Here is a 22,670-nt window from a genome sequence, read left to right as displayed (position 1 = left end):
CATTTTGTTTTTATGTCGCGAAGCCGCGCGCCGTCTGGCGACGCGCGGTTCCGGTGCTTGCCGCGTTCTGTCAGGGCCGCCTGCGGTCTGCGCCGGCCGCGGCCCGTCGGCCTCAGCCTTCCAGCTGCGCCCACATTTCCAGATCGCGCTTGTCGGTCCAGATGCGGGGATGAGTGTGGCCGCTGGCTTCGTCATAGGCGCGCGACACGTCGAACGGCATGCAGTGGTCGAAGATCACCCAGTCGCTGTAGCGCGGCTTCATGAAGTCGTAGACCTCGCGGTAGATCGTCTTCAGGTCTTTGCCTTCGGCCACGCCGCGGTTCACGGCGCCGTACAGGTCGGTCAGGAAGGCGCGGGTGCCGGCCAGGCCCTGGCGGACCTCGGTGGCGTTCTTCAGGGCCGGACCGCGCCCGGGAACCATCTTTTCGGCGTCAAAGCCCGACAGTGCGTCCAGCGTGCTGGGCCAGTCGCGGAAATAGGCGTCGCCGCAGTACGGGGTGGATTGGTATTCGACCAGGTCGCCGGCGAAGAGGATCTTCTGTTCCGGCAGCCAGGCGATGGTGTCGCCCTTGGTGTGGCCGCGGCCCACTTGCAGCAGCTTGACTTCCAGGTTGCCCAGGTCGACCGTCATTTCGCCCTTGAACGTCATCGTCGGCCAGACCAGGCCCGGCGGAATCGATTCGGCGTTGCGGAACAGGCGGGGGAAGCGGCCGATCTCGCTGGCCTTGTCCTGTTCGCCGCGTTCGGCGATCAGGTCATAGGTGTCGCGGCTGGCCAGGATCTCCTGGGCGTCGTAGGCGGAGGCGCCGAACACGCGCACGGCATGGTAGTGCGACAGCAGGATGTACTTGATCGGCTTGTCCGTGACTTCGCGGATGCGGCGGATCACGTCCTGCGCCATGACCGGGGTGGCCTGGGTGTCGATCACCATGACGGCCTCGTCGCCGATGATCACGCCCGTGTTGGGGTCGCCTTCGGCCGTGTAGGCATAGGCGTTGTCGGACAGTTTTTCGAACGAGACGACTTTGTCGTCCAGGTCGGCGTGCGAGGCGAATTGCTTGCTCATGGAGGCTCCTTCCACTGTTCTAGGAATAGATGTGTGAAAGGAATATAGCTTGGCGTTAGTGTTTGTGCAATACGTTCGCTATAAACAAATGGCCTTGTTTTTTCAGGGATTTCCCGGGGGTTTTTAACGCGTTGGCGCTAGTTCCGTTGGCATTTCGGGCAGTAATAAGTGGCCCGCTGACCCTGGACGAAGCGCCGGATCGGCGTGGCGCAGACCCGGCACGGCAGCCCCTCGCGCTCGTAGACCGCGGCATGGATTTCGAAGTAGGCGCCCGGTTCGCCGGTGGCTCCCACGTAGTCCCGCAGGGTGCTGCCGCCTGAGGTCAGGGCGTCGGCCAGCGTGGCGCGGATCATGTCCGCCAGCCGGTCGCAGCGGGCGGGCGATAGCTTGTTGGCCGGCGTCTTGGGGTTGATGCGCGCCCGGAACAGGCATTCCGATGCGTAGATATTGCCCACGCCGACGACGGCCAGGCCGGCCAGCAGCACCTGTTTGACGGCGGCGCCATGGTTCTTGAAGTGCCGGTGCAGCCAGGCCCCGTCAAAGCGCGGGTCGAAGGGCTCGATGCCCAGCTTGGCCAGCAGGGGGTGGGTTTCGATGGGGCCATCGGCCCCGGGGTGCCACAGCACCGCGCCGAAGCGCCGGGGGTCATGCAGGCGCAGCACCGCCTCGTCGAATATCCATTCGACGTGGTCGTGCTTGCGCAGGAATTCACCCGGGGCGACGCTGCGCAGCGACCCGGACATGCCCAGATGCACGATCTGGGTGCCGTGTTCGAAGCGCAGCAATAGATATTTGCCCCGGCGGGCGCATTCCAGGACGGCGCGGCCGCCGATCAGCGACGGCAGGTCGGGCGGAATGGGCCAGCGCATGCGGGCTTCGTGAACGACCAGGCGCTTGAGCGTCCGGCCGGTGATGACGGCGTCAATTCCCCGACGCGTGGTTTCAACTTCAGGCAGTTCCGGCATGAGCCAGTGTAAGATCATCAATTGCGTGTACGAAGATTGTGCCATCAACCGGACGGGCCGCGTGAAGTCGTCTTTCAAACAAATGAATATCGGGATCGCCGCGCTTGCGCTTGCGCTGGCAACAGGTTTTGCGCTGCCGGCCCAGGCGGCCGACAGCCGGACGCGTGATGCGACCGGGCCCCGCATGGCCCCGCAGAACCATCAGCCTGAAACCGAGGTGATTCGCCTGCGTCCGGGCCAATTGCCCTACGTATCGCTGACCGCCGACATCTTCTACCGCGTCCTCGCGTCGGAGATCGCCGCCCAGCGCGGCATGTACGGCACAGCGGCCACCACCATGATCGGGCTGGCCCGGGATACGGGCGACCCCCGCCTGGCCCGCCGCGGCCTGGAATTCCAGTTGGCCGGGGGCAACCTGCCCGGCGCGCTGGAAGCCGCCCGGGTCTGGGCGCGGCTGTCACCCAACGATATTGAAGCCAGTTCCACCGAATTGGCGCTGGCTGCCGCCAACGGGCAGACCAAGGGCCTGGCCCAGGCGCTGCGCAACCGTATCGACGCCTCGCGCGACAAGCCGGCCGCCATCGGCCAGGCGCTGGCCGTGCTGAGCCGCCTGAACGACCGCCGCCTGGCGCTGCGCATCCTGGACGAATCCCTGAGCGACAGCGTGCGCAAGCTGCCGGCCGCCCATCTGGCGCTGGCCGACGTGGCCTCCGCCTCGGGCGACTACGAACGTGCCGCCCAGGAATCCCGCGCCGCGCTGGCCGCCGACCCGAAATCCGAAGCCGCCGCCCAGCGCGTGCTGGAATACGGCTCGAAGGTGGATCCGCAGCGTGCCCAGACCGAAGCCCGCGCCTATATCAACCGCAATCCGGGCGCCCGCAAGGTCCGCCTGATGCTGGCCGGGCAACTGGCCGACAGTGGCGACTACAACGGCGCGCTGTCCGAACTGCAAGCCATGTCGCGCCGTTCGCCGGAAGACTTCGACTTGTTGTTCATGCAAGCCCAGCTGGCCTACAAGGCGGGCCAGTTGCCGCAAGCCAAAACCCTGCTTCAGCAGTACCTGGATGTGCAGCAGCAGCGCCAGCGGGCCACCGTGCCCGGCGCCACGGATGCCGGCGCCGCCGCGGCGGACGCTCACGTCCTGCTGTCGCGCATCGCCGAAGACCAGGGCCAGTACGACGAAGCCATCCGGGAACTCGGCCGCATCGACGACCCCACGCTGCGCTATTCCGTCGCCATGCGCCAGGCTGCCCTGCGCGCCAAGAGCGGCCGGGTGGACGACGCGCTGGCCATGATCGACGCCGCCGGCCCGCAAGACGACGAAGAACGCACGCTGGGAGTGCTGACCAAGGCGCAGATCCTGCGCGACGCCGATCGCGTCCAGCAAGCCGTGAGCACGCTGGAGGCCGCCGATCAGGCGCTGCCGGACACCGTCGAGATCAAGTACGAACTGGCCATGCTGTATGAACGCCAGAACCGCTTGGCCGACCTGGAGCGCATGCTGCGCCAGGTCATCGCGCTGGATCCGGACCACGCGCACGCCTACAACGCATTGGGCTATACGCTGGCCGACCACAACCAGCGCCTGCCTGAAGCGCTGGACCTGATCACGCAAGCGCTCGAACTGTCGCCGAACGACCCGTTCATCCTGGATAGCATGGGCTGGGTCAAGTTCCGCATGGGCGAATACGAGTCCGCGGCGGAATACCTGCGCCGCGCCTACAGCGTGCGTCCGGAAGCCGACATCGCCGCCCACCTGGCCGAAGTGCTGTGGTCCCAGGGCAAGCGCGACCAGGCCACCGAGCTGCTGCGCGCCGCGCTGATGAAGGATCCCAAGAACAAGACCGTCCAGGACGTCGTCAAGCGTCTGGGAGTGGGTCTGTGACGGCAGCGGTGCAACGCTTGCCTGACGTTTCGGGCTGGTTGCGCTGGGCGCTGCTGGCAATGCTGGCGTTCACGCTGGCCGCCTGCTCCACCACGCCCAAGCCGATCGAAGGCGCCAGCCCCGATGCGTTTTCGCGCATCGGCCGCTTCGCCATCACCGTGAACGAAGAAAGCGGCAAGCAGAACGCCGTGCAAGGCGGCTTCTCGTGGTCGGACGACGGCCGGCGCTACGTGCTGGACCTGACCAATCCGCTGGGTTCGACCGAAGCCCGCGTGGAAGGCCAGCCCGGCGCCGCCAGCCTGACCAAGGCCGACGGCACCCGACTGGTCGCCGACAACCCCGACGCGCTGGCCGAAGACGCGCTGGGCAGCAGCGTGCCGGTGTCCGGCTTGCGCGACTGGCTGCGCGGCAGGCTGCCGGCCCAGCCCGAAGCCTCCGACGTCGTGCGCGATGAACTTGGCCGCCCCGCCTCTTTCGAACAAGGCGGCTGGCGCGCAAAGCTGTCACGCTACGACACGTTGGGGCCGCAGCTGCTGGTCCTGGAACGCCAGGAACCCGGCCGCCGCGTCATGGTGCGGCTGGTCGTCAACCAGCCTTGATCCCGGCGGGGCCGTCCGTGCCCTGCAGCTCCTCCTAACACGTCCCGCGCTCCCTAATCGGGCAAATAAGCGCGGCAAAGACGTTCGTGTTACGGCTTGAAATAGTCAGGCCAGACTGAATAATTCTCCATATGCCCATGCGGGGCCATCCCTCGCGCGGACCGCAAGTGCGACGGCGGCCAATCCTGCCGGCGCTTTTTTGGAGAACGCCTATGTTCAGGAACACGCGCATCGCGACGATGCTGTTGGGGATCATCGCGATATTTTTCACGTTTCAGTTGCTGGTGGGCGGCATGGGCTTTCTCGCGCTGCGCCAGACCAACCAGGACGTCGGCCAGCTCTATCGCCTTTCCTCGCAGCAGGTCAACGCCGTGAACTCCGCCGCCTTGTCGCTGGTGGCGGCCCGCACCGACTTGAGCCGTTACGCCACGCGCGTCGCCCAGGGCAACACCAGCGATACGACGGCGCTGCGTCTGGCGCGCCAGCGCATCGCATCGGGCGACCGTGCCTTCCAGGGGTTCGCCGGCGGTCTGTCGGCTGAAGAAAAGGCCGCCTCGGCGGACCTGATCCAGGCGTACGCCAACTTGAGCGCCAATCTGCAAAGCGTCGGCCGCGTGCTGGAGGCGGGCGACATGGAAAGCTACTTCAAGCAAGGCACGCAGCAGGCGCAGGAGCTGCTGGTCAGCGAGCGCGACGCCTTCATGGTCCGGGCTGAGGAAGCGGGGCAGGGCGCCATGGACGAGATATCCCTCTTCCATACGTTGTTCACGTCGCTGTTGGCCGGCATTTTGGCGCTGGGACTGTTGATGGCCGTGGGCGCCCACGTGCTGATCCGCCGCATGATCGTGCGCCCGCTGCTGGAAGCCGGCGAGATCTTCCGCCGTATCGCCGAAGGCGACCTGACCCGCCGCGTGGCTGACCGGGGCAAGAACGAAATTGGCGCGTTGCTGGCCGCCTTGAAGGGCATGCAGGACAGCCTGGTGCGCACGGTGTCCGCCGTGCGCCGTGGCGTGGACGAGATCAATGTGGGCGCGCGCGAAATCTCGTCGGGCAACACCGACCTGTCCAGCCGCACCGAAGAGCAGGCCGCGTCGCTTGAAGAGACGGCGGCCAGCATGGAAGAGCTGGCGTCCACCGTGAAGCAGAACGCGGACACCGCGCGCGAAGCCAACCGCATGGTGGCGACCTCGGCCGCGGTGGCGCAGCGCGGCGGGGACGCCGTGGCCAGCGTGGTCGAGACCATGCGCGCCATCTCGGGCAGCTCGTCGCGCATCGCCGACATCGTCGGCGTGATCGACGGCATCGCGTTCCAGACCAACATCCTGGCGCTGAACGCGGCGGTGGAAGCCGCGCGCGCGGGCGAACAGGGCAAGGGCTTCGCGGTCGTGGCCAGCGAGGTGCGCACGCTGGCGCAGCGCAGCGCGGCCGCGGCCAAGGAAATCAAGCAGTTGATCGAAGATTCCGCGCAGACGGTCGGCAAGGGATCCGCGCAGGTCGAGAGCGCCGGCGCCACCATGCGCGAGATCGTGGACTCGGTGCAGCGCGTGACCCGCCTGATGGGCGAGATTTCGGCGGCGTCCGAGGAGCAGGCCGGCGGCATCGACCAGGTCAACCGCGCGGTGTCGCAGATGGACAGCGTGACGCAGCAGAACGCGGCCTTGGTGGAAGAGGCGGCAGCGGCCGCGGGCGCGCTGGAAGAGCAGGCGCGCCATTTGGCGGGCGCCGTGTCCGTCTTCAAGCTGCCGGAGGGGCAGGTGATCGACGCGCCGGCCGGGCGGCTGGCCGCCGCGGGCGCGCCGCAACTGGCTTGAGCGCAGGCGCTGCGGCCGGTGCGTGGCTAGAATGTGGGCATGTCCCGCACCGGTTGTCTTCTGTGACTTTGTACGACGTTCCCGCTCCCGCCAAACTGAACCTCTTCCTGCATGTGGTGGGCCGCCGCGCCGACGGCTATCACCTGCTGCAGACGGTCTTCCGTTTCATCGACTTGTGCGACACGCTGCATTTCGAGGCGCGCGCCGACGGCGTCATCAGCCGGGCGTCTGAATTGCCTGGCGTGTCCGAGGCCGACGACCTGACCCTGCGCGCGGCCCACGCGCTGCGGCGCGCCACCGGCACGCGCCAGGGGGCGCAGATCGCGCTGGAGAAGCGCATTCCGCAGGGCGGCGGCCTGGGCGGCGGATCCAGCGACGCGGCGACCGTGCTGATCGCATTGAACAAGCTGTGGGGGACGGGGCTGACGCGCCGCGAGCTCATGGCGCTGGCCTTGCCGCTGGGGGCGGACGTGCCCGTGTTCGTGTTTGGCCAATCGGCGTTTGCCGAAGGCGTGGGCGAAGACCTCACCGCCGTGACCTTGCCAGAACGCGCGTATCTGGTGGCGCAACCGGACACGAGCGTGCCGACTGTCGGGATATTTTCCGCACCCGATTTGACAAGGGATTCTTCTTACATCACAATAGCGGACTTTCTTGCTTCGCCAAATTTTTCCTTCGGGAAAAATGATCTGGAGCCGGTAGTTCACCGTCTTTATCCTGAGGTTCTCAGGGCAACGCGGTGGCTTAGCGAACAGGGCATACCCGTTCGCATGTCGGGATCAGGCGCGTGTTTATTCGCCGAGTTTTCCGAACTTTCCGAAGCCGTTTTGGCAAAAGCAGAAATATCCGCTACAATGCGCGGCGCTGTTAAAACAAACAGCACAACGCATCCAGGGTTTCGGTTAGTGCAGGCATGTACTGGCTTGACTGAACATCCACTGCGGAATTGGATTGCAAGATAGTTGGGGAGTCGCCAAGCTGGTTAAGGCACCGGATTTTGATTCCGGCATGCGAAGGTTCGAATCCTTCCTCCCCAGCCAACCGAATACATAAAAAAGCTGTTGAACACGCCTGTAAGACACTGGCCCGGGTTCAGCAGCTTTTTTATTTTCCGGGTCCGCTGGTGTTTTGTATCGCGCTGTGTATCGCGCCGTATTACCCCCCGCATCACCTCGTTAGTGTCTTAAAACGACCATCGCATCATCCATCATGGCAAACGATAGCTTCATGATCTTCACGGGCACGGCCAACACTCGGCTGGCCGTGGACGTAGTCAACCACCTCGATATGTCCCTGGGCAAGATGACCGTCGGTCGCTTCTCGGACGGCGAGGTGATGGTCGAAATCAACGAGAACGTGCGCGGCAAGGACGTCTTCGTCCTGCAGCCCACCTGTGCCCCTACCAATGACAACCTGATGGAAATCATGGTGATGGTCGATGCCTTGCGCCGCGCTTCCGCTGGCCGCATCACCGCCGCGATTCCCTATTTCGGCTATGCCCGCCAAGACCGCCGCCCGCGCTCGGCGCGCGTCGCGATCTCGGCCAAGGTCGTAGCCAACATGCTGCAAGTGGCTGGCGTCGACCGCGTCCTGACGATGGACCTGCACGCCGACCAGATCCAGGGCTTCTTCGACATCCCCGTGGACAACATCTACGCCGGTCCGATCTTGCTGGGCGACATCTGGCGCCGCAATTTCTCGAATCTGGTCGTGGTGTCTCCGGACATCGGCGGCGTGGTCCGCGCACGCGCCCTGGCCAAGCAATTGGAAGCCGACCTGGCCATCATCGACAAGCGCCGTCCGCGCGCCAACGTGTCGGAAGTGATGAACATCATCGGTGAAGTCGACGGCCGCACCTGCATCATCATGGACGACATGGTCGACACCGCCGGCACGCTGTGCAAGGCGGCCCAGGCCCTGAAAGACCGCGGCGCCGGCGCCGTTTACGCCTATTGCACGCACCCCGTGCTGTCGGGCGGCGCCATCGACCGCATTGAAGCATCGGAACTGGACGAACTGGTCGTCACCGACACCATCCCGCTCTCCGAGCAAGGCCAGGCCAGCGGCAAGATCCGCCAGCTGTCGTGCGCCGCGCTGCTGGGCGAGACCATCCTGCGTATCTCGAACGCGGAATCGGTCAGCTCGCTGTTCGTCGACTGACGCCTCGGCGTCGGGTCGGCAGCTGCCTACCTTAGTTTTTGCACCTTGCTGGTCGCGGCAAGGCGCAATCAACACGGCGCGCATGTTGCGCGCCGTGCCGTTAACTGGTGAAGCCTCTTCACCTTATTTTGTTTTTGGAGTTTTCCATGAAATTTATCGCCACTGCGCGTAGCGTCCAGGGTTCGAGTGCGAGCCGCCGCCTGCGCCGCGCGGGCCGCGTTCCCGCCATTGTCTATGGTGGTACGGCTGCCCCCCTGAACATCGAACTCGACCACAACGAGATCTACCACGCCCTGCGTAAGGAAGAATTCCACGCATCGATCCTGCAAATGCAGCTCGAAGGCGCCAAGGAAGAGCAAGTTCTGCTGCGTTCGGTTCAATGGCACGCCTACAAGCCGCAAGTCCTGCACGTGGACTTCCAGCGCGTCGACGCCAACCAAGCCCTGCGTACCAAGGTGCCGCTGCACTTCGTGAACGCTGAAATCTCGCCGGCCGTGAAGCTGTCGGGCGCCATCATCAGCCACGTGACGACCGAACTGGAAATCACCTGCCTGCCGAAGGCTCTGCCCCAGTTCATCGAAGTCGACCTGACCAACATCCTGGCTGGCGCTTCGATCCACCTGGCTGACATCAAGCTGCCCATGGGCGTGACGTACGTCCCCCACGGCGGTGAAGACAACCCGCTGCTGGCTGCCGCCATCGTCAAGGGCGGCGCTGCCGCCGACGAAGCCGAAGCCGCCGCTCCGGCCGCCTAAGTTCTGCGGGAAGGCCTTCGGGCTTTCCCTGCGGCTTATGCCCGAAACCCTGCGTGTGCATTTGCATGCGCAGGGTTTTTTGGTTTAAACACCCTCCATCATGTCTATTCCCATACGCCTCATCGTGGGATTGGGTAATCCCGGTCCCGACTACGAAACCACCCGGCACAACGCCGGCTTCTGGCTGGCCGACCACCTGGCGGACGACCTGCGCACTTCTTTCGCGCTGGAGAAGTCTTTTTTCGGCATGGTCGCCAAGTCGCGCCTGGGCACGGACAACGTGCTGCTGCTCAAACCCATCACCTATATGAACAAATCCGGCCAGGCCGTCGGCGCGCTGGCCCGCTTCTACAAGCTGGAGCCCGAGCAGGTGCTGGTGCTGCATGACGAACTGGATCTGCTGCCCGGCCAGGTAAAGCTCAAGCAGGGCGGCGGCCATGCCGGCCACAACGGCTTGAAGGATATCCAGGCCGTGCTGGGCAGCCCCAATTTCTGGCGCCTGCGCATCGGCATCGGCCATCCGCGCACGTTGAACCTGGCCCAGCAAGTGGCGGACTTCGTGCTGCACCCGCCGCGCCGCGAGGAACAGAAAGAAATCGAAGCCGTCATCGACCGTTGCCGCGCCGTCGTGCCGGCGATGCTGGCCGGAGATTTCGCGCTGGCCACCCGCCAACTGCATAGCGGCAACGTCGCCTGATGTCCGCCAGCCCGCAGCCCCCGTCCGGCGGCAAGATGCGCTTTCGCAACGAGGTCGCGGATTTCTGGCGCTTCATCCGCCATCCGCAGCCCGTGGCCCGCCTGCGGGGGCGCACCACTGGCGGCAGCCTGGCCGCTGACTGGTGGCCGGGCATCGGCCCCGGCCGTTTGCTGGCGTGGGCCGGGCTGCTGTGGGCGCTGAACCTGTTCGCGCTGGGGCCGGTGGCCGTGATGGCGGCCGGCATGGGGGGCGCGACGCACCGCATCGATCCGACCAACCTGCCGTGGCTGACCGCCGTGCTGTGGGCCCCGCTGGTCGAAGAAATGCTCTTTCGCTACGGTTTGCGCCGTCCGCGGCAAGTGTTGTGGCTGGTTCCGGCCCTGATGCCTGTCGTGCTGTATGGCCCCAAGCTGTGGACAGGCCTGCTGCTGGCCGCGTTCGTGATCCTGGCATGCTGGGGGACGCGCCAGCGCGCCGAGCCCCTGAAGGGCTGGGACACGGCCTGGCGGCGCTATTACCTGAAGCACTTCGGCCTGGTGTTCCATCTGGTGGCCCTGACATTTGCCGCCGTGCACCTGACGAACTTCGTCTACAGCAAGACGCCGTACTGGCTGATGCCGCTGCTGGTGCTGCCGCAGTGGCTGACCGGCCTGGTGCTGGGCTGGATGCGCGTGCGCCGCGGCATCGGCGCGGCCATCCTGCTGCACGCCACCTTCAATGCCGGCCCCATTTTGATGATCTGGGCCGTCATGCGCTGGGCGCCCACCGCCGCCAGTTAGCGGGGCCGCATCCCCGGCGCGCCGGCAGGTACCCCTGCCGCTGGCCGGGGTAAACTAGAACGTTAACGATCAATACCGTACTTACACAGGATTCCCATGGCTCTGCAATGCGGCATCGTCGGCCTGCCCAACGTTGGCAAATCGACACTCTTCAATGCTCTGACCCGCGCCGGCATCGCCGCCGAGAACTACCCGTTCTGCACCATCGAACCCAACGTCGGTGTGGTCGAGGTGCCGGATCCGCGTTTGCAGAAGCTGGCTGAAATCGTCAAACCCGAACGCATCCTGTCCGCCACCGTCGAATTCGTCGACATCGCGGGCCTGGTCGCCGGCGCGAGCAAGGGCGAAGGCCTGGGCAACCAGTTCCTGTCGCACATCCGCGAAACCGACGCCATCGTCAACGTCGTGCGCTGCTTCGAAGATCCGAACGTGATCCACGTGGCCGGCAAGGTCGACCCCATCGCCGACATCGAAGTCATCGAGACCGAGCTGGCGCTGGCCGACCTGCAGACCGCCGAGAAGGCCCTGCTGCGCCACCAGAAGACCGCGCGTTCCGGCGACAAGGAATCGCAGCGCATCGTGGCCGTGCTGGAAAAATGCATTGCCCAGCTGAACGAAGCCAAGCCGATCCGCGCGCTGGACCTGACGACGGAAGAACACGCCGACATCGCCCAGCTGTGCTTCATCACCGCCAAGCGCGCCATGTACGTGGGCAACGTGGCCGACGACGGTTTCACGAACAACCCGCTGCTGGACCGCCTGACCGAATTCGCCGCCGCGCGCAACGCGCCGGTCGTGGCCATTTGTGCCGCCATCGAATCCGAAATCGTGGACCTGGACGACGCTGACCGCCAAGCCTTCCTGTCCGACATGGGCATGGAAGAGCCGGGTCTGAACCGCCTGATCCGCGCCGCCTTCAAACTGCTGGGCCTGCAGACCTACTTCACCGCCGGCGTGAAGGAAGTGCGCGCCTGGACGGTCGCCATCGGCGCCACCGCGCCGCAAGCCGCCGGCGTCATCCACACCGACTTCGAACGCGGCTTTATTCGTGCTCAGACGATCGCGTATGAGGACTTCATCACCTACAAGGGCGAGCAGGGCGCCAAGGAAGCGGGCAAGATGCGCGCCGAAGGCAAGGAATACATCGTGCAGGATGGCGATGTGATGAACTTCCTGTTCAACGTCTGATCCACGTCTCTTAATCGACGCACTCTCGACACTCCGGCGCCACGAGACGAACAGGCGCCATTAAGCGATTGTTCTTCAGCGCCGGCAGTGACGCAAAGAGGCCGCCCATGGGCGGCCTCTTTTCTTGGGATCAACCCGCCTGCGAATACCCCGTCACGCGGATCATCTCCTTGTACTTCGCGATCTGGGTCGCATAGGCCGCCGCCGCTTCTTCCAAACTCATCCGGGGCGAGACATTGCGCCCGTCGGCTTCCAGCTTGGCGATCACCGTCTTGTCTTCCAGCGCGTGGCCGATGGCCTTGTTCAGCGCTTGCTTGACCGTGTCTGGCGTGCCTTTCTTCACGTAGTAGCCGGCGTAGCTGGCGTATTCGAAATTGGCCAGCGCGGGCGTTTCCGTGATGCTGGGCACTTGCGCCAGCACGGCCGGCTTGTTCCGGGACAGCACGGCGATCGCCTTGAAGCGGCCGCCCTTGATCATTTCCAGCATGGATGCCTGGAACGGCATGATGCTGAAGTCGATCTGTCCGCCGGACAGGTCCTGGATGACCGGCGCGGTGCCGGTGTAGGGCACGTGCGTGAACGGCACCTTGACGGTCTTGCCCAGGTATTCCGTGATCAGGTGGTAGAGCGATCCCACGCCCACCGTGCCGTAGGTCAGCGACGTGGACGCATCGCGTTGCGCGGCCAGCTTCAGGAACGCGTCCATCGAGTCCACGGGCAGGCCGGTGCGCACCAGCAGCACCAGGTGGGTGACGGTGATCGGTTGCAGGCTCTCGAACGCGTCGGGCTGATAGCGCACGGCCCGGTTGGTCAGCGGCGGCAGGATCAATTCGTTCTGCGAGCCCTGGAAGAAGATGCCCCCGTCGGCTTTGGCATTGAGCACTTTCGAGGCCGCGATCGTCCCCGTGGCGCCACCCAGGTTCTCCACCACGACGCGCGCGCCCAGGCTGTCGCCGATGGGGCCGCTCAGGATGCGCGCGCTGAGGTCGCTGGGTCCGCCCGCCGGGTATGGCACCATCATGCTGACCGGCCCGCTCGGGTAGGCCTGGGCGTGGGCGGCTGTCATCCAGGCGGTGGCGGGCGCGAATGTCAGCGCCACACTGGCTTTGAGGATCGAACGGCGTGTCTGCAATGCGTGGGATGTCATGAGGATCACCAGGTGAGAAAGCCGGGAGGGTCAGGCGGCGCGGGTGCCGCCTACCACTCGGTGTGGGAAAGCCGCGATATCGTGTTCAGGACCGCCAGTCCGCGGGGGACGATGGTGTCCACTTCGCAATACTCGTCCAGCGTGTGGAACTTGCCGCCGACGGGGCCGGTGCCGCACAGCGTGATGGCGCCCAGGCTGGAGGTCACGCCTGAATCGGCGCAGCCGCCGCTGAATTCCGCTTCCGCCTTGTGGCCGATCGCGCCCAGCTCGGCCTGGTAGAGCTCGAACAGGCGGCGCGAATGCGCGGTGGGCACGAAGGGTTTGAATTCACCGGTGATGTCCAGTTTGGACAAGGTGCCGGTGATGAAGGACTTGTTGCAGATGCAGCGGATGCTGCTGACCAGCGATTCGCGTTGTTGAAGATTGAAGATGCGCAGGTCGATGGCGGCGGTGGCGGACGGCGCGGAGGTGTTGACTGACAGGCCGCCATTGACCAGGCCGACGTTGACGGTGACGCCTGCGTCGATGTCGGTCAGCGCATCCAGCGCGACGACTTTGTGCGCCAGTTCCGAAATGGCGCTGATGCCTTCGGCGAAGTTCGCGCCGGAGTGCGCCGCGCGGCCCTCGATTTCCATGTTGAAGAACACGCCGCCTTTGCGGCCGGTCACGACATTGCCCGACGGCCGGCCGGGCTCGGCGTTGAACACGAAGCCGGCCTGCTTGCCGAATGCCGTGATCGTGTCCTTGCTGAGCGGCGAGCCGATTTCTTCGTCACAGGTGAACAGCCCGGTGACTTCGGGGGCGGCGTCGCCCGCGCGGGCCAGGGCGGCCAGCAGGAAGGCGTTCATGACGATGCCGGATTTCATGTCGGCCACGCCGGGCCCGTAGGCGCGGCCGGCGTCGATGCGGAAGGGCCGCCGGGCGGCTTCGCCGGCCGGGAAGACGGTGTCACAATGCCCCATCAGCAAGACCGGCTTGCCGACGGCGCTGCCGCGGTTCACGGTGACCGAGATCGCGGCTTCGACGTCGCCCGCGTAGTGCGACGCCACGGTCAGGCCGTGCGATGCGAAGAACGATTCCAGGCGGCGGAACACGCGCGCCACGCCGGGTTTGTCGTAGCTGCTGGAGTCGATGTTGACGATGTCTGCCAGCAGCGCAAGCATGGCCGGCTGCTGGCTTTCAAGCCATTGCGTGGCGGTGGGTTCAACGGCAAGATGCATGCTTTACTCCTCAGGTATTGTTATTTAATACTTAGTATTATTATGTGCTACTAGGGCGCGGCCCGACTATTAGGTAAAACGATGACGACAAATGCGCTGTACGTGGGCTCGGTGGGCAAGGCGTTCCAGGTGCTGGACTGCTTCAAGAGCGCCGCGGGCGACCTGAGCCTGATGGAGATCATGGCGCGCAGCGGCCTGGACAAGAGCGCCGCGCAGCGCTACGCCTACACCTTGTGTGCCGAGGGCTACCTGGAGCAGAACCCGCAGACGCGCCGCTACCGGCTGGGCAAGGGCATGCTCAACCTGACCTTCCATTTCCTGCGCACGCATGCGCTGGTGGAAGCGTTGAATCCGATCATGCTGGACCTGTCGAAAGCGACCGGCGAGAAGATCAGCCTGTCGCTGCGGGACGGCAATGAGCTGGTGCACGTGATGCGCCACCAGACCCACACGGAGCACTACCACGCGTCGCTGGTCGGACGGCGGGTGCCGCTGTATTGCACGGCTGGCGGGCGCGCGGTGCTGTCCCGGCTAAGCGAGGCCGAGCTGTCGGCGCAGCTGGACGGCATGGCGATGACGGCCCATACGCCGAAAACGCTGACGACCGTCCGCGCCGTGAAAGCCGAGGTCAAGAAGGCGCGCGAGCAGGGCTATGCCCTGCTGGTCGACGAATTCATCGTGGGGGAGGTCAGCCTGGGGGCGGCGGTGACCAATGCGCAAGGGGAGGCCTACGGCGCGTTGCATGTGTCCGGGTCGTCCACCGCGTGGAGCGGCGAGGCCTACGCCGAGAAGTTCGCGCCGTTCCTGCTGGCCGCCATCGCGCAGTTCCAGGGCCGCAACGCGCAGGACTAGCGAAGCGGCGCCGGCCGTTATGGTGCGGTAGCGGGCTTGCCGCCCGCCGCGCGCAGGAAATTCTCTTCCAGCACGCTCAGCACGCGGTTCAGCGTATCGACGTCGGCGGCCGACAGGCCCTTGAGCGATTCATCGAAGAAGGCCGCGCGCTTGGGCAGGGCGTCGTTGACCACTGCCTGCCCGGCCAGCGTCAGTGTGGCGTTGGTCAGCCGGTTGTCTTGCGCGTCGACCGCGCGCGAGATCCATCCCAGTTTCTGCATGGCCTGCAATTGCCGCGTCAATGACGCGGGGTCCAGACGGCAGCGTTCGGCCAGGTGCTTTTGCGAACACTGCCCGCATTCGTGCAGCGCCAGCAGAATGCGCCAGCGGGGCAGGGCATGGCCCACCTTGCTGCTGAACGCGCTTTGCATCACGCGGTACGTCTGCCCCATGTGCTGGACGACTTGCAGGCCTTGTTGTTGTTTGGGCAAAAGCTACTCTCCGACGCTCGCGGACTCCGCTTTCGGAGGCCGGGCCAATTGCACCAGGGGCACGCGCCGCACGCACCACAGCGCGAAGATGGCGACGGCCAGCGCGATGAGCTGCCCTTCGTGGATGGCGCCCACCAGCGCAACGCGCGCGATCTCGATCAACGACGTCCCGTCCTGGCCTTGATGGGCCAATTGTGCCAGGAACTGCGTCTGCGCCGCGGGATTGACCAGCATCTGCGGGTCGTTCAGTTCGGGCAGCCATTGCGCCGAGGCGCCGCGCAGCGTGGATTCGACGCCGCTGAAATAGCTGTGGCTCACCATCGTGCCGACCACCGCCGTGCCCAGCATGCCGCCGATCATGCGCAAAGACTGCAGCAGCGCCGTGGCGATGCCCAGATGGGTGCGCCCGGCGGTCTGCTGCGCGAAGACGGTCAGGTTGGGCATGATGAAGCCCATGCCCAGGCCGGCCATCAGCATGTAGGCGGCGATCAGCCCGTGTGACGTATAGCTATGGGTGGTAACAATCCCCAAACAGGACAAGGCCATCAGCAGGAAGCCGGCGTAGAGCATCCGGTTGGGGTTGCGGATGCGCGTGATGACGCGCCCGTTGATGATGCTGCCTACCGTGATGAAGACCACCATGGGCGTGATCAGCAGGCCGGCGTCCTGCGGCGACAGGCCGAAGCCGCCCTGCAGCAGCAGGGGCGCGTAGAACAGCAGCGAATACATCGTCACGCCCACCAGCAGGGCCAGCGTGAAGAGCGTGGCCAGGCCGCGGTTGCGGAACATGTCCAGCGGCAAGAGCGGGTGCGGGCAGCGCTTTTCCCACCAGTACAGCAGCGCGAAGGCCGCGACGCTGCCCACGCCCAGCAGCACGATCGAGAGGCTGACGCCTTCCTTGGGCAGCAGTTCGACCAGCAATTGCAGGCTGCCCAGCGCCAGCGCGACGAGGACAGCGCCTTGCCAGTCCAGCCGCACTTTGCCCGACGTGTGGTTGCGCAGGTGCGGCAGGTAGCGCGCCACGAACCACAGGCCCAGGATGCCGATCGGCAGGTTCACGTAGAACACCGAGCGCCAGCCGTAATGCTCGGTCAGCGCGCCGCCGAGCGTCGGGCCGACGGCGTTGGCGATGCCGAAGGCGGAGCTGAGCATGACCTGCCAGCGCAGCCGTACGTGCGGGTCGGGGAACAGGTCGGGGATCGACGCGAAGGCCGTGCCCACGAGCATGCCGCCGCCGATGCCTTGCAGGGCGCGCGCCAGCACCAGCGTGAACATGCTGTCGGCCGCGCCGCAAAGCACCGAGGCCGCCGTGAACAGGATGATCGCCGCCACCACGAAGGGCTTGCGGCCGTAGTAGTCGCCCAGGCGCCCGAAGATCGGCACCGTGATGACGGAGGTCAGCAGGTAAGACGTCGCAACCCATGCATACAGTTCGAAGCCCTTGAGTTCGGCCACAATGGTCGGCAGCGCTGTGCCCACCACCGTCTGGTCGATGGCGACCATCATCATGACGAAGCACATGCCCAGCATGGCCATCAAGGTCTGGCGGAAAGGAAGCACCTGGCCGGGCGAATGCGGGGTGCTGGGGGTGGGGGCGGGCATTATTGGATGCATCAATGATTGATAGATCAATCATTCTAGTCCTACAATCCGCCAGACAGAAAGCCGTCAGCTTCATGGCCCTGAAAAGGGTGTGCGGCGCAGGCGAATCGGCCGGGTTTTTGGCAAGGCGACCGTTATGGCATCGCGAAGCCGGTCCGATTTGTTACGATAGCGGAATCTGCACGCTGGTCATGCCGGCGTCTTCAGCAGGCCTTCCTTGGTAGACCCTCTCTTTTGGCGCCGCAGCCACAGGCTTCCGGCAGGAGCGAGGACTCGTCCAAAAAGGCAAAAAGCTCCAATTGGCGTGTGGTTTTCCACCGCTATAGCACCCTCCCCGCGCCATGGCGCGGTGGGCGGCATTCAAGGATTTCCAGTCGAGGTACCGACGGGGCGGCAATGAAAACGTGGTTCAAGCGCATTTTGATAGGCCTGGTGGTGTTGGTTGTCGTGGCCGTCGTTGGCCTGGCCATCTTCTTGCTGACATTCGATCCCAACGCGTACAAGTACAAGCTGGAAGAGCTTGTGCAGGAACGCTATCACCGCACCCTCACGATCGACGGCGAAATCGAGCTGTCGCTGTTCCCGCGCATCGGCCTGTCGGTGCAGGGCGTGTCGCTGTCCGAGCCCAATAGCCCCGACACCTTCGCCTCCATCGAAAGCACCCGCCTGGCGGTCGCCGTGTGGCCGTTGCTGTCCAATAGCTTCGTGGTGGACCACGTCGCCATCAGTGGCTTCAAGGCGCGCGTGGTGCGGGGCAAGGACGGCCAGTTCAACTTCAGCAACCTTGTGGGCGGCACGCCCTCCATCGCGACCGCGCCGGCCAATCCGGCAGAAGCGCTGGTGGGGGCGGCCCAGACCGCGGCCCAGGCCATCACCAGCGGCACGCTGCCGCCGAACCGCAATAACATGCAGATCGACATCGCCGGGCTGGACCTGAAGGATGGCGAAGTGCAGTTGCAGGATGAGATCTCGGGCATGGCCGTGGCCGTGACGAAGATCAACGCCAACACCGGACGCGTCACCTTCAACCAGCCGTTCGATGTGCGCCTGACGGCGCGCGTCGAAGGCGGCAACCCCCGCGTCGACGCCAACCTGACCGGCCAGGCCTTGCTCACGCTTGACCCGTCGGCCAAGCGCTATGCGGCCCAGAAGCTGGATCTGCGCATGGACGGCAAGTTGCCCGGCGCCGAGGCCAAGAGCCTGGCCATGCGCGGCAACCTGGCCTTCAATGGCCAGAAGTCGGCGCTGGACGTGGCGGGCCTGGAAGTGGTTTTCCAAGGCGACATCACCGACCCGGCCGCGCGCGCCACCAACGTGGAAGCCAGCGTAGCCATGCCCAAGCTGGCGATCGATCCGCACAAGAGCCAACTGCAGATCGAAAAGCTGGCGGTGCGCGCCAAGGGCAATTCCACCGATGGGCCGTTTGAATTGGCGGTTGACGCGCCGGCGCTGAATATCTCGCCCGCGTCGGCCACCGGCGAAGCGCTGACGGGCCGTGTGCGCATCAGCGGCCTGGACGCCAGCTTCGGCCTGAACGGCATCAGCGGCAACGCCGCCGAGCTGGACATCAAGGAAGCCAAGGTGGACAGCACGTCCAAGAACGGCGAACGCGTGGTCAAGCTGAACTTCGCCTCGCCGCTTTCCTTGAACCTGCTGCAGCGCAGCGGCGGCCTGTCGGGATTGCGCGGCGACGTGAGCATCACCGACCCGGGCCTGCCCAAGGGCAGCCTGCAGATCCCGGTGATCGGCAGCCTGACCGTGGACCTGCTGAAGGACCAGGCCAGCAGCAAGATCAACGCCGTGCTGGAAGGCGGCAAGTTCGACCTGAGCGCCGACATCACCAAGCTGACCGATACGCCGATGGTGAAGTTCGCCCTGGCCGTGGATACGCTGGACCTGGACAAGCTGGTGCCGCCTGTCGCAGCGGCACCCGCCAAGCCGCCCGCCGACGGCAAGAAAGACGAGTCCAAGCCTGCCGCGCCAGTGGCTCCGGTGGACGATTCGATCGACCTGTCCGCGTTGGTGGGCCCCAGCGTCAACGGCACCCTGAAGGTCGGCAAGCTGGTCGTGCGCGGCCTGAAGGCCGACGAAGTCGCCGCCGTGGTCAAGCTGGACAAGGGCAAGCTGGATATCTCCAGCCTGACGGCTGGCCTGTACGGCGGCAAGCTGGCCGGCGCATTGTCCCTGGACGCCGCGCAAGGCAATCAGCTGGCGACCAAGATGTCGCTGGCGGGCATCGCCATCGAACCGCTGCTGATGGACCTGGCGAACCGGAACGTGCTGAGCGGCACGGGCAGCCTGGCGCTGGACCTGAAGACCGGTGGCGCCAATGTCTACGCCATGAAGAGCGGCCTGGGCGGCACCTTGCAGGTGCGCCTGCGCGATGGCGCGGTCAAGGGCATCAACCTGACGCAGACGCTGCGTGATTTGAAGGCGGCCTTCAAGCCCGAATCGCAAGACGAGACCGTGGCGGCCGATACCAGCAAGCAGACGGAATTCTCCGAGATGGACGCCGACCTGGCCTTCACCAAGGGCGTGGCCGCCGTGAAGCGCCTGAACGTCGTGTCGCCGCTGCTGCGCGTGACGCAGGGTGATCCGGCCAGCATCGACTTCGTGAAGAGCGAGCTGGATCTGGTGGCGCGGGCGCGCGTGGTCAACCCGGCGGCGGACCCCGAAGGCAAGGAACTGATCGATCTGAAAGACGTGACGATCCCCGTGCACGTGAAGGGCCCGTTCGACAAACCGACCTACACGGTGCTGTGGAAAGACGCCATCGGCGGCATCCTCAAGCGCAGCCTGGAAAACAAGTTGCGTGAAGCCGTCACGGGCAAGGGCAAGAACGGCGCCCCGCTGGATAAGGCCTTGAAGGGATTGCTGGGCAAATGAGCACTGATAATTTCCAGCCCATCGCGGAATGCGGCGTCACGCCGCAGCCCGCCGCGGCCGCTTATCACCGGCAATGGCTTATCGCCAATGATTCCGGGCAGTGGCTGAACCGCGAATTGTGCCCGCGCCTTGCCGACGTGTCGGTAGAGCTGCGCCTGGGGTATCTGGTGCTGAAGGCGCCGGGCATGCTGCGCATGGACATTCCGCTGGATGTCATCGAAGACGACGACAGCGTTCGCTACAGCATGAAGGTGGGCGAGCAGACCATCGACGTGGTCGACGAAGGGGAACTGGCCGCGGCCTGGATCTCGAACTTCGTGCAGGTGCCTTGCCGCATCATGAAGGTGCACCCGGACACGCCCGTGGCCGCCTGGCCCGTCTGACGCTGTCCAGAAGCCGCCGGAGGGATGCGGCGGGGCCGGCTTCCAAACCGGCCTCTAAGCGCCCGTCTTGGCGCGCTTGTATTCGAATGCCGTGTGGGCCAGCAGGCCCGCCACCAGGCCCCAGAAGGCCGATCCGATTCCCCAGAAACTGAACCCCGACGCCGTCGCCAGCAAGGTGATGAGCGCGGCTTCGCGCCGTTGCGGGTTGGCCATCGCGGCGGCCATGCCGCCCATGATCGTGCCGAGCAGCGCCAGGCCGGCCAGCGCGGCCAGCAGCGCCGCAGGCAAGGCCTGGAAGAACACCGCCACGGCGCCCGCCACCACGCTTAACCCGACATAGCCCAACCCGTAGGTCGCGGCCGCGATATAGCGCTTGGCGGGATCGGGGTGGGCTTCGGGGCCGGTGCAGATGGCGGCGCTGATAGCGCCCATGGTCACGCTGTGCGCGCCGAAGGGCGCGGCCAGCAGGCCCAGCAGGCCCGTGGCGGCCACGATGCGGGAGGCAGGGGGGCGATAGCCGGCGGCTTGCAGGATCGCCAGGCCGGGCAGGTTCTGCGATGCCATGGCCACGACGAACAGCGGGATGCCCAGGCTGACGATGGCTTGCGCGCTGAAAGTGGGCGTGGTCCAGACGAATTCCGTCAGGTGCCAGTCCAGCAGGTCCAGCCGAATCAGGTCCAGCCCGAACGCCAGGGCGATGGCGACCACCATCACCACCAGCACGGCGTAGCGTGGCGCCCAGCGCCGGCAGGCCAGGTAGGTGACGCACATCGCCAGCACCAGCGCGGGCTGCTTGCCGACGCTGCTGAAGATGCCCATGCCGAAATTGAGCAGCACGCCGGCCAGCATGGCGGCGGCGACTTCGCCGGGGATCCGGCGCAGGATGGGATCGATCCAGCCGAACAGCCCGCAGGCGAGCGTCAGGCCGGCGGCCAGCACGTAGGCGCCGATGGCTTCATTGAACGGGACGCCGACCAGCGCGGTCACGAGCAAGGCGGCGCCGGGCGTGGACCAGGCCATGACGATGGGCAGGCCGGTGCGCAGGCTGTAGAACGCGCCGCCGAATCCGAAGGCCAGGCTCAGCGAGCCGATCCAGGAGCCGATCTGCGCCGCATTCAGGCCTGCCGCATGGCCCGCTTGCACCATCAGGACCGCAGTGCCGCCAAAGCTGACCAGCACGGCGACCAGGCCTGCGGCGACGGCGGACGCGGACAGGTCGCGGCGGGCGTGATGGGGGGCGGGAGACGGAGCGGGAAGATTGATGCGGGTTTGCGTGGTGTCGCTCATGCGGCACCGGTCAGGCGGCGGTACTTGGCCATGAGCTGTTCCTGGCCTTCGTTCCATTGGGGATGCAGTTCAATGCACTCCACCGGGCACACCACCTTGCACTGGGGTTCGTCGTGATGGCCGACGCACTCCGTGCATTTGTCGGGATCGATGACGTAATAGTCCTCGCCCATGGAAATCGCGTCGTTCGGGCACTGGGGCTCGCAAACGTCGCAATTGATGCATTCTTCAGTGATCAGCAGGGCCATGATGGGCAGCGGAGGAAAGCCGGGGGCGGCTCACATTGTACTGCCGGGAGGGAAAGCGCAAGAAGGGCGCGAAATCGCGCCCTTCGGGGATGGTGCGGGGCCTGGCGGATCAGCCCGGCCAGGACTGTTCGCGGCGTTCCTTGGCCTTTTCCTGCAACCAGCGTTCCACGGACGGGAACACGAACTTGCTGACGTCGCCGCCCAGTTGGGCGATTTCGCGCACGATCGTGCCCGAGATGAACTGGTATTGGTCCGACGGCGTCATGAACAGCGTTTCGACGTCGGGCAGCAGATGGCGGTTCATGCCGGCCATCTGGAATTCGTATTCGAAGTCGGACACGGCGCGCAGGCCGCGGACGATGACGCGGCCGCCCTGGTCGCGGACGAAGTCCTTCAGCAGGCCGCCGAAGCTCTGCACTTCGACGTTGGGGTAGTGGCCCAGGACTTCACGGGCGATCTCCACGCGTTCGTCGATGCTGAAGAAAGGCTTCTTGTTGCGGCTGAGGGCGATGCCCACCACGACTTTGTCGAAAAGCGTGGCCGCGCGGCGGACCAGGTCTTCGTGGCCCCGGGTCAGCGGGTCGAAAGTGCCGGGATATACAGCGATGATCATGCGAGCTCCGTACCGTTATTAGTGGTGTACACCATCCTCCGAAGCCCGGATTATTGA

The 22,670-nt window shown here is 65.4% G+C and carries 21 protein-coding genes and 1 tRNA gene; 13 read left to right on the top strand and 9 right to left on the bottom strand.

The genetic code is table 11. From position 1 onward, the window contains the following. Nucleotides 1–112: 112 nt before the first annotated feature. A complete protein-coding gene (locus A9973_RS11750) occupies nucleotides 113–1,066 on the bottom strand; it encodes an MBL fold metallo-hydrolase (protein WP_183013945.1) in 954 nt (317 codons plus the stop codon). Between the two features lie 137 nt (nucleotides 1,067–1,203). Beyond that, nucleotides 1,204–2,031, bottom strand: a complete 828-nt coding sequence (mutM, locus tag A9973_RS11745) for a bifunctional DNA-formamidopyrimidine glycosylase/DNA-(apurinic or apyrimidinic site) lyase (RefSeq protein ID WP_183013944.1) — start codon at nucleotides 2,029–2,031, stop codon at nucleotides 1,204–1,206. Here mutM and A9973_RS11740 point away from each other — a divergent pair. The 10 genes from A9973_RS11740 (at nucleotide 2,030) to ychF (ending at nucleotide 11,905) form a co-directional block, all read left to right on the top strand. Further along, nucleotides 2,030–3,916: a lipopolysaccharide assembly protein LapB gene (locus A9973_RS11740; protein WP_183013943.1), complete on the top strand. Its 1,887-nt coding sequence runs from the start codon at nucleotides 2,030–2,032 to the stop codon at nucleotides 3,914–3,916. The two genes, mutM and A9973_RS11740, sit on opposite strands and share 2 nt — an antisense overlap. 59 nt (nucleotides 3,917–3,975) lie before the next feature. Then, the gene (gene lolB / locus A9973_RS11735; RefSeq protein WP_255469130.1) at nucleotides 3,976–4,515 is read left to right on the top strand and encodes a lipoprotein insertase outer membrane protein LolB; all 540 of its coding nucleotides are present in this window, start codon (nucleotides 3,976–3,978) and stop codon (nucleotides 4,513–4,515) included. Nucleotides 4,516–4,727: 212 nt separating this feature from the next. Further along, nucleotides 4,728–6,326, top strand: coding sequence for a methyl-accepting chemotaxis protein (locus A9973_RS11730; protein ID WP_183013941.1), 1,599 nt, complete (start codon nucleotides 4,728–4,730; stop codon nucleotides 6,324–6,326). Between the two features lie 62 nt (nucleotides 6,327–6,388). Beyond that, nucleotides 6,389–7,288 (top strand): 4-(cytidine 5'-diphospho)-2-C-methyl-D-erythritol kinase, encoded by a 900-nt coding sequence (gene ispE, locus A9973_RS11725; RefSeq protein WP_183013940.1) that lies wholly within the window; start codon nucleotides 6,389–6,391, stop codon nucleotides 7,286–7,288. Nucleotide 7,289: 1 nt separating this feature from the next. After that, nucleotides 7,290–7,366: transfer RNA gene (locus tag A9973_RS11720), tRNA-Gln, on the top strand. A gap of 169 nt (nucleotides 7,367–7,535) precedes the next feature. Next, entirely contained in the window at nucleotides 7,536–8,486 is a 951-nt protein-coding gene (locus tag A9973_RS11715) for a ribose-phosphate pyrophosphokinase (RefSeq protein ID WP_006227587.1), read from the top strand. Nucleotides 8,487–8,632: 146 nt separating this feature from the next. Next, complete coding sequence (locus A9973_RS11710; protein ID WP_183013939.1) at nucleotides 8,633–9,241, top strand: 50S ribosomal protein L25/general stress protein Ctc; 609 nt, start codon at nucleotides 8,633–8,635, stop codon at nucleotides 9,239–9,241. A gap of 100 nt (nucleotides 9,242–9,341) precedes the next feature. Beyond that, the gene (gene pth, locus A9973_RS11705; protein ID WP_183013938.1) at nucleotides 9,342–9,938 is read left to right on the top strand and encodes an aminoacyl-tRNA hydrolase; all 597 of its coding nucleotides are present in this window, start codon (nucleotides 9,342–9,344) and stop codon (nucleotides 9,936–9,938) included. Continuing rightward, complete coding sequence (locus A9973_RS11700) at nucleotides 9,938–10,717, top strand: type II CAAX prenyl endopeptidase Rce1 family protein (protein WP_183013937.1); 780 nt, start codon at nucleotides 9,938–9,940, stop codon at nucleotides 10,715–10,717. Before pth ends, A9973_RS11700 begins: the two co-directional genes overlap by 1 nt. Nucleotides 10,718–10,813: 96 nt before the next feature. Then, a complete protein-coding gene (gene ychF / locus A9973_RS11695) occupies nucleotides 10,814–11,905 on the top strand; it encodes a redox-regulated ATPase YchF (RefSeq protein WP_105556919.1) in 1,092 nt (363 codons plus the stop codon). A 130-nt stretch (nucleotides 11,906–12,035) separates the two neighbouring features. On the opposite strand, the gene A9973_RS11690 is transcribed toward ychF, so the two are convergent. Both A9973_RS11690 and A9973_RS11685 read right to left on the bottom strand, forming a co-directional pair. After that, nucleotides 12,036–13,052, bottom strand: coding sequence for a tripartite tricarboxylate transporter substrate binding protein (locus A9973_RS11690; protein ID WP_183013936.1), 1,017 nt, complete (start codon nucleotides 13,050–13,052; stop codon nucleotides 12,036–12,038). 50 nt (nucleotides 13,053–13,102) lie between these two features. After that, nucleotides 13,103–14,272 (bottom strand): M20 family metallopeptidase, encoded by a 1,170-nt coding sequence (locus A9973_RS11685; RefSeq protein ID WP_183013935.1) that lies wholly within the window; start codon nucleotides 14,270–14,272, stop codon nucleotides 13,103–13,105. An 81-nt stretch (nucleotides 14,273–14,353) separates the two neighbouring features. Between A9973_RS11685 and A9973_RS11680 the strand changes: the two genes are divergently transcribed. Next, nucleotides 14,354–15,124 (top strand): IclR family transcriptional regulator, encoded by a 771-nt coding sequence (locus A9973_RS11680; RefSeq protein ID WP_183013934.1) that lies wholly within the window; start codon nucleotides 14,354–14,356, stop codon nucleotides 15,122–15,124. A 17-nt stretch (nucleotides 15,125–15,141) separates the two neighbouring features. Here A9973_RS11680 and A9973_RS11675 read toward each other — a convergent pair whose 3' ends face one another. After that, nucleotides 15,142–15,594: a MarR family winged helix-turn-helix transcriptional regulator gene (locus A9973_RS11675; protein ID WP_183013933.1), complete on the bottom strand. Its 453-nt coding sequence runs from the start codon at nucleotides 15,592–15,594 to the stop codon at nucleotides 15,142–15,144. Nucleotides 15,595–15,597: 3 nt separating this feature from the next. Next, on the bottom strand, nucleotides 15,598–17,196 hold the full coding sequence (locus tag A9973_RS11670) for an MDR family MFS transporter (RefSeq protein ID WP_183013932.1): 1,599 nt from the start codon (nucleotides 17,194–17,196) through the stop codon (nucleotides 15,598–15,600). A gap of 396 nt (nucleotides 17,197–17,592) precedes the next feature. On the opposite strand from A9973_RS11670, the gene A9973_RS11665 reads away from it, so the two are divergent. Next, nucleotides 17,593–20,082, top strand: coding sequence for an AsmA family protein (locus tag A9973_RS11665; protein ID WP_183013931.1), 2,490 nt, complete (start codon nucleotides 17,593–17,595; stop codon nucleotides 20,080–20,082). Beyond that, on the top strand, nucleotides 20,079–20,465 hold the full coding sequence (locus tag A9973_RS11660) for an MOSC N-terminal beta barrel domain-containing protein (RefSeq protein WP_183013930.1): 387 nt from the start codon (nucleotides 20,079–20,081) through the stop codon (nucleotides 20,463–20,465). The genes A9973_RS11665 and A9973_RS11660 overlap by 4 nt, the downstream gene beginning before the upstream one ends. A 54-nt stretch (nucleotides 20,466–20,519) precedes the next feature. Here the strand turns inward: A9973_RS11660 and A9973_RS11655 are convergent, their stop codons facing one another. From A9973_RS11655 to coaD, 3 genes are all read right to left on the bottom strand, one after another. Beyond that, nucleotides 20,520–21,752 carry a benzoate/H(+) symporter BenE family transporter gene (locus A9973_RS11655; RefSeq protein WP_183013929.1) on the bottom strand — a complete coding sequence of 411 codons (1,233 nt, stop codon included), beginning with the start codon at nucleotides 21,750–21,752 and terminating at the stop codon, nucleotides 20,520–20,522. Continuing rightward, nucleotides 21,749–22,000, bottom strand: a complete 252-nt coding sequence (locus A9973_RS11650) for a YfhL family 4Fe-4S dicluster ferredoxin (RefSeq protein ID WP_006227600.1) — start codon at nucleotides 21,998–22,000, stop codon at nucleotides 21,749–21,751. The genes A9973_RS11655 and A9973_RS11650 overlap by 4 nt, the downstream gene beginning before the upstream one ends. A 109-nt stretch (nucleotides 22,001–22,109) precedes the next feature. Further along, nucleotides 22,110–22,613, bottom strand: a complete 504-nt coding sequence (gene coaD, locus A9973_RS11645; protein WP_006227601.1) for a pantetheine-phosphate adenylyltransferase — start codon at nucleotides 22,611–22,613, stop codon at nucleotides 22,110–22,112. Between the last annotated feature and the right edge of the window lie 57 nt (nucleotides 22,614–22,670).

The organism is Achromobacter sp. UMC46, from assembly GCF_014170335.1.
GTDB lineage: Bacteria > Pseudomonadota > Gammaproteobacteria > Burkholderiales > Burkholderiaceae_B > Achromobacter.
This window is presented reverse-complemented; position numbering and strand designations above follow the sequence as displayed.

Coding starts and splice junctions, on each gene's coding strand:
- ychF (WP_105556919.1), top strand. CDS start 10,814: ATGGCTCTGCAATGCGGCATCGTCGGCCTGCCCAACGTTGGCAAATCG.
- A9973_RS11730 (WP_183013941.1), top strand. CDS start 4,728: ATGTTCAGGAACACGCGCATCGCGACGATGCTGTTGGGGATCATCGCG.
- A9973_RS11665 (WP_183013931.1), top strand. CDS start 17,593: ATGAAAACGTGGTTCAAGCGCATTTTGATAGGCCTGGTGGTGTTGGTT.
- A9973_RS11650 (WP_006227600.1), bottom strand. CDS start 22,000: ATGGCCCTGCTGATCACTGAAGAATGCATCAATTGCGACGTTTGCGAG.
- A9973_RS11715 (WP_006227587.1), top strand. CDS start 7,536: ATGGCAAACGATAGCTTCATGATCTTCACGGGCACGGCCAACACTCGG.
- A9973_RS11660 (WP_183013930.1), top strand. CDS start 20,079: ATGAGCACTGATAATTTCCAGCCCATCGCGGAATGCGGCGTCACGCCG.
- A9973_RS11670 (WP_183013932.1), bottom strand. CDS start 17,196: ATGCCCGCCCCCACCCCCAGCACCCCGCATTCGCCCGGCCAGGTGCTT.
- A9973_RS11690 (WP_183013936.1), bottom strand. CDS start 13,052: ATGACATCCCACGCATTGCAGACACGCCGTTCGATCCTCAAAGCCAGT.
- coaD (WP_006227601.1), bottom strand. CDS start 22,613: ATGATCATCGCTGTATATCCCGGCACTTTCGACCCGCTGACCCGGGGC.
- A9973_RS11680 (WP_183013934.1), top strand. CDS start 14,354: ATGACGACAAATGCGCTGTACGTGGGCTCGGTGGGCAAGGCGTTCCAG.
- pth (WP_183013938.1), top strand. CDS start 9,342: ATGTCTATTCCCATACGCCTCATCGTGGGATTGGGTAATCCCGGTCCC.
- lolB (WP_255469130.1), top strand. CDS start 3,976: ATGCTGGCGTTCACGCTGGCCGCCTGCTCCACCACGCCCAAGCCGATC.
- A9973_RS11685 (WP_183013935.1), bottom strand. CDS start 14,272: ATGCATCTTGCCGTTGAACCCACCGCCACGCAATGGCTTGAAAGCCAG.
- A9973_RS11710 (WP_183013939.1), top strand. CDS start 8,633: ATGAAATTTATCGCCACTGCGCGTAGCGTCCAGGGTTCGAGTGCGAGC.
- mutM (WP_183013944.1), bottom strand. CDS start 2,031: ATGCCGGAACTGCCTGAAGTTGAAACCACGCGTCGGGGAATTGACGCC.
- A9973_RS11655 (WP_183013929.1), bottom strand. CDS start 21,752: ATGAGCGACACCACGCAAACCCGCATCAATCTTCCCGCTCCGTCTCCC.
- A9973_RS11740 (WP_183013943.1), top strand. CDS start 2,030: ATGAGCCAGTGTAAGATCATCAATTGCGTGTACGAAGATTGTGCCATC.
- A9973_RS11750 (WP_183013945.1), bottom strand. CDS start 1,066: ATGAGCAAGCAATTCGCCTCGCACGCCGACCTGGACGACAAAGTCGTC.
- A9973_RS11700 (WP_183013937.1), top strand. CDS start 9,938: ATGTCCGCCAGCCCGCAGCCCCCGTCCGGCGGCAAGATGCGCTTTCGC.